The sequence below is a fragment of the Protofrankia sp. Cj3 genome (assembly GCF_917627355.1).
Classification (GTDB): domain Bacteria; phylum Actinomycetota; class Actinomycetes; order Frankiales; family Frankiaceae; genus Protofrankia.
The window spans coordinates 3503-10492 of the sequence record NZ_CAKJTR010000175.1 but is presented as its reverse complement, the minus strand read 5'-3'; the positions used below and the strand labels follow the sequence as shown (position 1 = coordinate 10492).

The 6990-nt window shown below is 69.7% G+C and carries 7 protein-coding genes; all 7 read left to right on the top strand.

Annotation, left to right across the window (positions count from 1 at the left end; translation table 11 throughout):
• The first annotated feature begins 3 nt into the window (after positions 1-3).
• The 7 genes from murC to MJ783_RS18920 all read left to right on the top strand — a co-directional run bounded on the left by murC (position 4) and on the right by MJ783_RS18920 (position 6852).
• A complete protein-coding gene (murC, locus tag MJ783_RS18950) occupies positions 4-1473 on the top strand; it encodes a UDP-N-acetylmuramate--L-alanine ligase (protein WP_239312203.1) in 1470 nt (489 codons plus the stop codon).
• 623 nt (positions 1474-2096) lie between these two features.
• Complete coding sequence (gene ftsZ / locus MJ783_RS18945; RefSeq protein WP_239312195.1) at positions 2097-3617, top strand: cell division protein FtsZ; 1521 nt, start codon at positions 2097-2099, stop codon at positions 3615-3617.
• 164 nt (positions 3618-3781) lie between these two features.
• Complete coding sequence (locus MJ783_RS18940) at positions 3782-4672, top strand: YggS family pyridoxal phosphate enzyme (RefSeq protein ID WP_239312193.1); 891 nt, start codon at positions 3782-3784, stop codon at positions 4670-4672.
• Between the two features lie 10 nt (positions 4673-4682).
• Complete coding sequence (locus MJ783_RS18935) at positions 4683-5228, top strand: cell division protein SepF (protein ID WP_239312200.1); 546 nt, start codon at positions 4683-4685, stop codon at positions 5226-5228.
• An 84-nt stretch (positions 5229-5312) separates the two neighbouring features.
• Positions 5313-5567, top strand: coding sequence for a YggT family protein (locus MJ783_RS18930; RefSeq protein WP_239312197.1), 255 nt, complete (start codon positions 5313-5315; stop codon positions 5565-5567).
• Between the two features lie 91 nt (positions 5568-5658).
• Positions 5659-6636 carry a DivIVA domain-containing protein gene (locus MJ783_RS18925; protein ID WP_239312191.1) on the top strand — a complete coding sequence of 326 codons (978 nt, stop codon included), beginning with the start codon at positions 5659-5661 and terminating at the stop codon, positions 6634-6636.
• A 48-nt stretch (positions 6637-6684) separates the two neighbouring features.
• Positions 6685-6852, top strand: a complete 168-nt coding sequence (locus MJ783_RS18920; RefSeq protein ID WP_239312189.1) for a hypothetical protein — start codon at positions 6685-6687, stop codon at positions 6850-6852.
• Positions 6853-6990 lie beyond the last annotated feature (138 nt).

Here is a 6990-nt window from a genome sequence, read left to right as displayed (position 1 = left end):
GGGCTGTGGTGTTCACTGCCTGCTGTGAACCGCGAGAACTCTCAGCATGTCCGATTCCTCGGTATCGCGGGGGCGGGGCTGTCCGCGCTCGCCCATGTCCATCTTGCCCGTGGCGGCGCGGTCAGCGGCAGTGACGCCCAGGACGCTCCTCGTCTGGACGCGCTGCGTGCCGCTGGCGCACAGGTGCGGGTGGGGGCTGTCACGGACCCCGGCGAGCTGGCCGCGGAACTGGTCGGGGTGGACGTGGTGGTCGCCTCCAGCGCGTTCCCCGACGATCATCCCGAGCTGCTGGCTGCCCGGCGCGCTGGGATTCCCGTCCGCCGCCGCGGCGACTGGCTGCCCGAGCTGACCGCTGGCTACGACCTGCTTGCGGTCGCCGGCTCGCACGGCAAGACCACCACGTCCGCCATGCTCAGCCTCGTGCTGCGGGCCGCGGGCCTCGACCCGACGGCGGTCATCGGTGCCGAGGTCGCTCAGCTCGGCGGTAACGCGCTGGTGGGCGCCGGCCGGGTGTTCGTCCTGGAGGCTGACGAGTACGGCGGGGCGTTCGCGAACCTCGACCCCGTTCTCGCGGTGATCACCAACGTCGAGTGGGAGCATCCCGATGTGTTCCCCGATGAGGCGGCCGTGCGCGCGGCCTTCACCGCGTTCGCCCTGCGGGTCCGCGCGGGGGGGACGCTCGTCGCCTGTGGTGATCATCCAGGTGTCCGGATGGTGCTTGCGGCCTTGCCGCACGGCCACGCGCGTGTCGTCGACTACGGTCTGGACGCGGGCCGCGCCTGGCGGGCGGTTGATCCGCGGGCGACGCCGGGCGGCGGCGTCCGGGCAACAGTGCGCCACCGCGGCGAGGAGGCTGGGACGCTCGACCTCGCGTTGCCGGGCACCCACACCGTCCTCAACGCTCTCGCGGTACTTGCCGTGGCCACCGAGCTGGGCCTTGCCGTGCCCGACACGCTTGCGACGCTGGCGACCTACACCGGGGCGGCCCGGCGGTTCCAACGGGTCGGCACGGCCGCGCCTACTGACCGCCGCGGCCCGTTGGAGATCGTTGATGACTATGCCCATCACCCGACCGAGATCCTGGTGACGCTGGCGGCGGCCCGCCAGCGGGCCCAGTCGCGCCAGGTGTGGGCTGTCGTCCAGCCGCACACGTTCAGCCGGCTGGCCGCCCTGATGGATGACTTCGCCGCCGCGTTCATCGATGCCGACCGGGTGTACGTCACCGATATCTACGCCGCCCGCGAGCACGACACCCTGGGCCTGCACGCCAGTGACCTGGCCAAGAAGATTTTCGTCCCGGAGACGACGTACTACGTTCCGTGGGCGGGACTCACCGATCGGCTGGTGACCGATCTGTCGGTGAGCCTGCCAGCCGCGCCGGACGGCGTCCTGCTGCTGACGCTCGGCGCTGGAACAATCACCGAGATCGGTCCGCGCCTGCTCGCGGCGCTGGATGGCAGGCCGGACAGGTGAGAACCACCGCCGTGGAGGCGCTGGCGGGAGGGCGTTCGATCAGGGAGCGGCGTCCGGGTGGTCGGGCTGCCGGACCTGGCCAGGCCGATGCGCGGAGGTGGAGCAGGCTGGCATCGAGGGCCGGCCGAGCGCGGTCATATCGTGCTTGCGGTCATATCGTGGTTGTGGTCATACCGTGCTTGTGGTCATAGTGTGGTTGCGGTCATAGTCTGGTCATTGCGCGGCCGTCGTTTGTGGTTCGTGTCGGATGCGAGATCTTTCCGTTCGAAAGGGTGGTCACCTCCCGAGGCTGAGACGCGTCAGGGGGTGGCGGGTGGCGCGGCATAGTACTCGGTTTGCGGGATGGGAGGCGATCGTTTCCCGGGTGCGCAATGATGTGACCCGATGGACGCAAAGGTTCCGGGTGACGCGCCGGGTGCGTCCTTGACCCCCGCGCTGCGCGTCCCTACTGTCCGGTCCACGGTTGGAAGTTGACATAACATTAACCGTCTAGCTGACGGTGAAGGTTGAAGCTCATCAGCCGTTCCCCGCTCCATCCACTCGGCGCCGCCTTCCCCGCTGCACCGGGCGGCTGGGGCATGTCCCCCGTCCGCCCACCGATGCCGCTGGAGGACCGACACCGCATGGCAGCTCCTCAGAACTACCTGGCGGTGATCAAGGTCGTCGGGATTGGCGGTGGCGGCGTCAATGCCGTCAACCGCATGATCGAGGTTGGGCTCAAGGGTGTCGAGTTCATCGCGATCAATACCGACGCCCAAGCCCTGCTGATGAGCGACGCCGACGTCAAGCTCGACGTCGGCCGGGAGCTCACCCGAGGGCTCGGCGCGGGCGCCGACCCGGAGGTCGGTCGCCAGGCTGCCGAAGATCATCGCGAGGAGATCGAAGAGGTCCTCAAGGGCGCCGACATGGTGTTCGTGACCGCGGGGGAAGGCGGTGGTACCGGCACCGGCGGCGCGCCGGTGGTGGCCAACGTCGCCCGGTCGCTCGGCGCGTTGACCATCGGTGTCGTCACCCGCCCGTTCACGTTCGAAGGGCGCCGCAGGGCAACCCAGGCGGATTCTGGAATCGACGCCCTGCGTAATGAAGTTGACACGCTCATCGTCATTCCGAACGACCGGCTGTTGGCGATGACGGATCGTGACATCAGTGTGCTGGACGCGTTCCGCAGCGCGGACCAGGTCCTGCTCTCCGGTGTTCAGGGCATTACCGATCTCATTACCACCCCGGGTCTGATCAACCTCGACTTCGCCGATGTCAAGACCGTCATGTCGCATGCGGGCAGCGCGTTGATGGGTATCGGGCGTGCCCGCGGAGACGACCGCGCCATTGTCGCGGCCGAACAGGCCATCGCCTCGCCTCTCCTGGAGGCGAGCATGGACGGCGCCCAAGGGGTGCTGCTGAACATCTCGGGCGGATCCGATCTTGGCCTGTTCGAGATCAATGCCGCGGCCGAGCTGGTGGCGGACGCGGCCCATCCCGAAGCGAACATTATTTTTGGCGCGGTCATCGACGACGCGCTCGGCGACGAGGTCCGGGTGACGGTCATCGCCGCGGGCTTCGACACCGTCCAGGACCGCCGGACTCGTGGCCTGGCAAGCACCCGACGGCCCGGTAACGGTCAGCCGGCCGGGCCCGGGGCCACCGGTCCGGGCCCCGCCGGAGCCGGTGGGGCGCCTGCCGTCACGCCCGGCGCGACCGTGGCGCCGTCCGCCACCACGCCGTCCGCCCCGCCGGCGACGGTCGGATCACCGCCGGTCTTCGCGGCGTCCACGCCGCAGCCGCGGCCGGTTTCCGTGGCGACGCAGGCGGCACACACCCCCTCGTCCCAGCCCTCGACGAACCCGCAGCCGACCTATTCCTCGCCGGCGGCCTACAGCCCCTCGCCGACTTTTGCCCCGTCCTCGCCGGGCCAGCCGCGGACGTCCGCTCCCGGGCATGTGACGGATGTGTCCGACGATCGAGACTACGGTCACGACGGGTCCATGTCTCGACGCGACGGTGCCGAGTCCGGCGCCGATGAGGGCTATCCGCCGTATCGGGAGCCGCGGGAGGGCCATCGGCCGAGCTATCCGACGTCGCGGCGGTCGGTCCGGCCGGTCGCCGAGGATGACGACGAGCTCGACGTCCCCGACTTTCTCAAGTAGTCGGGGACGGTGCCGGCCCGGGCCCGCTTGGCCGCGCCCAGGCCGGTCGTGTCCGTGTCCGCCGCTGTCCGTGTCGGTAGCGGCCCTATGAGCGTCTCTGGCCGGTCCGGCCCGGTGCCGGCGGCGATGTTACCGCCGCCGGCACCGCGTGGGCGGGAGCAGTCGTGAGCGCCGTTGGTGGGCCACCGCTGGCGGATGCTGGCCGGCGTGCGGAACTGCGGCTCAACCTCGCCGACGTCCGTGACCGGATCACCGTCGCGGCGGCCGCGGCAGGGCGTGCGGCCGGCGAGCTCACCCTTGTCGCGGTGAGCAAGACCTGGCCGGCGGCGGATGTTGTGCTGCTGCGTGAGCTGGGGGTCACCGACTTCGCGGAAAACCGGGAGCAGGAGGCTCGCCCAAAGGCGGCAGCTGTGACGAAACACCTTTTTGACGGTGAGGTTTCGGCCGCGTCGCGGTCGGGCTCGCGCGGCGCCGACCAGTGGATCGATCAGGGGACCGGCCAGGGGATCGAACGGGGGCGCCGGGTGGGCCAACCGCGCCAGGCCGGCCCGCCGGGCCCGGCGCCCGTGCCGTTGTCCCCGCCCTGCTGGCATTTCGTCGGTCAGCTCCAGCGCAACAAGGCCCGTTCGGTGACACAGTGGGCGCACTGGGTCCAGTCGGTCGACCGGGCGCCGTTGGTCGCGGCGCTGTCCAGCGCGGCGGTCGCGCACGGTCGCGAGATCGTCGTCTGTCTGCAGGTGTCGCTGGACGGGCACAGCGCCAGCGCCGGTCGAGGCGGCGCGTCGCCAGCGGACATACCCGCCCTCGGCGATCTGGTGGTGGGCAGCCGGGGGCTCGTTCTCGCCGGGGTGATGGGGGTTGCGCCCCGCGGCGCGCCGGCTCGCCCGGCCTTCGCCAGGTTACGTGAGGTTTCGGACGTGCTTCGGCGAGGGCATCCCGAGGCGTCGGTGATCAGCGCGGGTATGTCTGGGGACCTTGCGGAGGCGGTGGCCGAAGGCGCGACACACCTTCGCATCGGGACGGCTTTGTTCGGTCAACGGCGTGGTGTCCCTTAGAGTCGCGCCCATGGGTGTCGCGCGCAGGGCGATGGTCTACCTCGGTCTGGCCGAGGAGGACGAAGACTACCTCGAGGACGAGTACGACGATGGCGGTCACGACGCCGGTCATGACGACCGGCGTGACGCCCGTGAGCCCATGCCCGCGGAGCGGTCGGTCCGTCGTATTGATGCACGTGAGGAGCCGCCTGCGATGCCGCGTCGCCCCCCGGTCGAACAGCTCCGGCCGACAGGCCCAGTCCCGATGCGCAGGCCGTCCGCGGTCGAGGAGCCGTCGCCCTATCGTATTACCACATTGCAACCGCGTAGTTACAATGAGGCACGGCAGATCGGGGAGGAGTTTCGCGACGGGACTCCGGTTATCATGAATCTGACTGAGATGGATGACGTCGATGCCAAGCGGCTGGTCGACTTCGCCGCGGGCCTCGTGTTCGGCCTGCGGGGGTCGATCGAGAAGGTCACCAACAAGGTGTTCCTGCTCTCGCCGCATAACGTCGAGGTCACCGAGACCGACAAACGGCGCATCCGTGAGGGTGGCTTCTACAATCAGTCATGATCATGTGTCAACCGTCATCGGACCACGGTCCCCGCAGGCACAGGAGAGTCCGCCATCAGTGCACTTGGTGACGTGATCTCCGCGCTGCTGCTTGTCTATCTGCTGCTGCTGATTACGCGCGCGGTGATAGATCTTGTGCTCTCGCTGAACCACACCTTCAGACCAGCCGGAGTTCTGGTACTAGTCTTTGAGACCGTGTACACGGTCACGGACCCTCCGTTGAGATTCGTCCGGCGGTTTATTCCTCTTCTGCGGGTGGGCAGCGTTGCATTTGACCTTGGTTTCTTATTGATCTTAATTGTTATCATGGTCTTGCGGAGACTCGCGGGTGGGCTGTGACCAAGTCGCGCGCACGGCGAACGCGCACGGCAGACTGCCGCTGGACCGCCCTCTCCGGGGGAGCGGCAATGCCGCATCATGAGGAGGCGACGTGGCTCTGACACCGCAGGACGTGCAGAACAAGGTCTTCAGTCCGACTCGGTTCCGCACCGGGTACAACGAGGACGAGGTCGACTCCTTTCTCGATGATGTCGAGAGTGAGCTCACCAGGCTTCTGGACGAGAACACCGATCTGCGTCGGCAGCTCGACGAGGCACGCCGCGTGGGCGGTGGCGGCCCAGGCGTACCCGCTCAGGTCCTTGAGGAGAACCAGCAGCTGCGCCGGCAGCTGGAGGAGGCGCGGCGCCAGGTGGCGCAGGCCCAGGCGCAGGCCGCACAGGCGGTGCAGGCCGCGCAGGCCGCCCGCGAGCGTCCTGTGGCGGCGCAGCCGGCGACCGCGGCCGCGACCGCGGTGATGCCGGCGGTGCCCGCGTCGGCCCAGGCCCCGGCCCGCACCGGCAACTCCCAACTGGATGCCGAGATCGAACAGCGGGTGGCCCGCACGCTCGTGCTGGCGCAGCGTACGGCGGACGAGGCGCTGCGGGAGGCCCGCAGCGAATCTGACCGTGCGCGCCGCGAAGCCCGGGCGGACGCCGACCGCATCATCGGCGAGGCACGGGCACACGTTGCCGAGCAGCTCGGTGGCCTCGAGGACGACAAGCGCCGGCTGGAGGGCCAGGTCGAGCAGCTGCGTGCCTTCGAGCGTGAATACCGCACACGGCTGCGTGCCTACCTGGAGATGCAGCTACGCGATCTGGACGGTATGCCGACGCAGCCGGCGGTCGGTCCGGGCGGTACCCCGCGCCCGCCGCTCAACCCCGGTACCGGGTCCGCGCCCCCGCCGCCGCCGACCGGGATCACCGCCGGCTCACAGCAGCCGGCCGCGAGTTCCGTCGCCGCGTCCGCTTTCCCGCCTGGGCCGCCGCTGGGCGCGGGAGCAGCGATGGCACGGGGAAGCGACAACGGCGGTGTCCGCGGTCCCGACATCGAACCGGCCCGCCGGGACTCCAGCGGACTACAGGATTTCTAGCCGGTCGAAGAGCGCGCGGACTCAGCTCCGCTGACGTCCCGGGCACATATGATTACCGTCAGTGGGATCTTGGCTCTGCTCTCAGCCGTGCTGCTCGGTATGGGGGTCCTCGGTGACGCCGTGTTCGCCTACGCGTCCCTTGTGACCGGCCTCGTCTCGGCTGCCCTGTTGCCGGTCGGCGTGCTCCGGCAGGCTCGGCGCTCATCCCGGGAATAGGTCTCCCGAGCCGCGCCGGCCAGCCTGCCACCAGCCAGCCGCCGGTCAGCCTGCCGCGCCGGCCGGGCTCAGCCAGAAGGTCAGCCCGAGATCCGGTGCGGTATGCCCGGTCCCAGCGGCCGGCGCGGAGCCACCGCT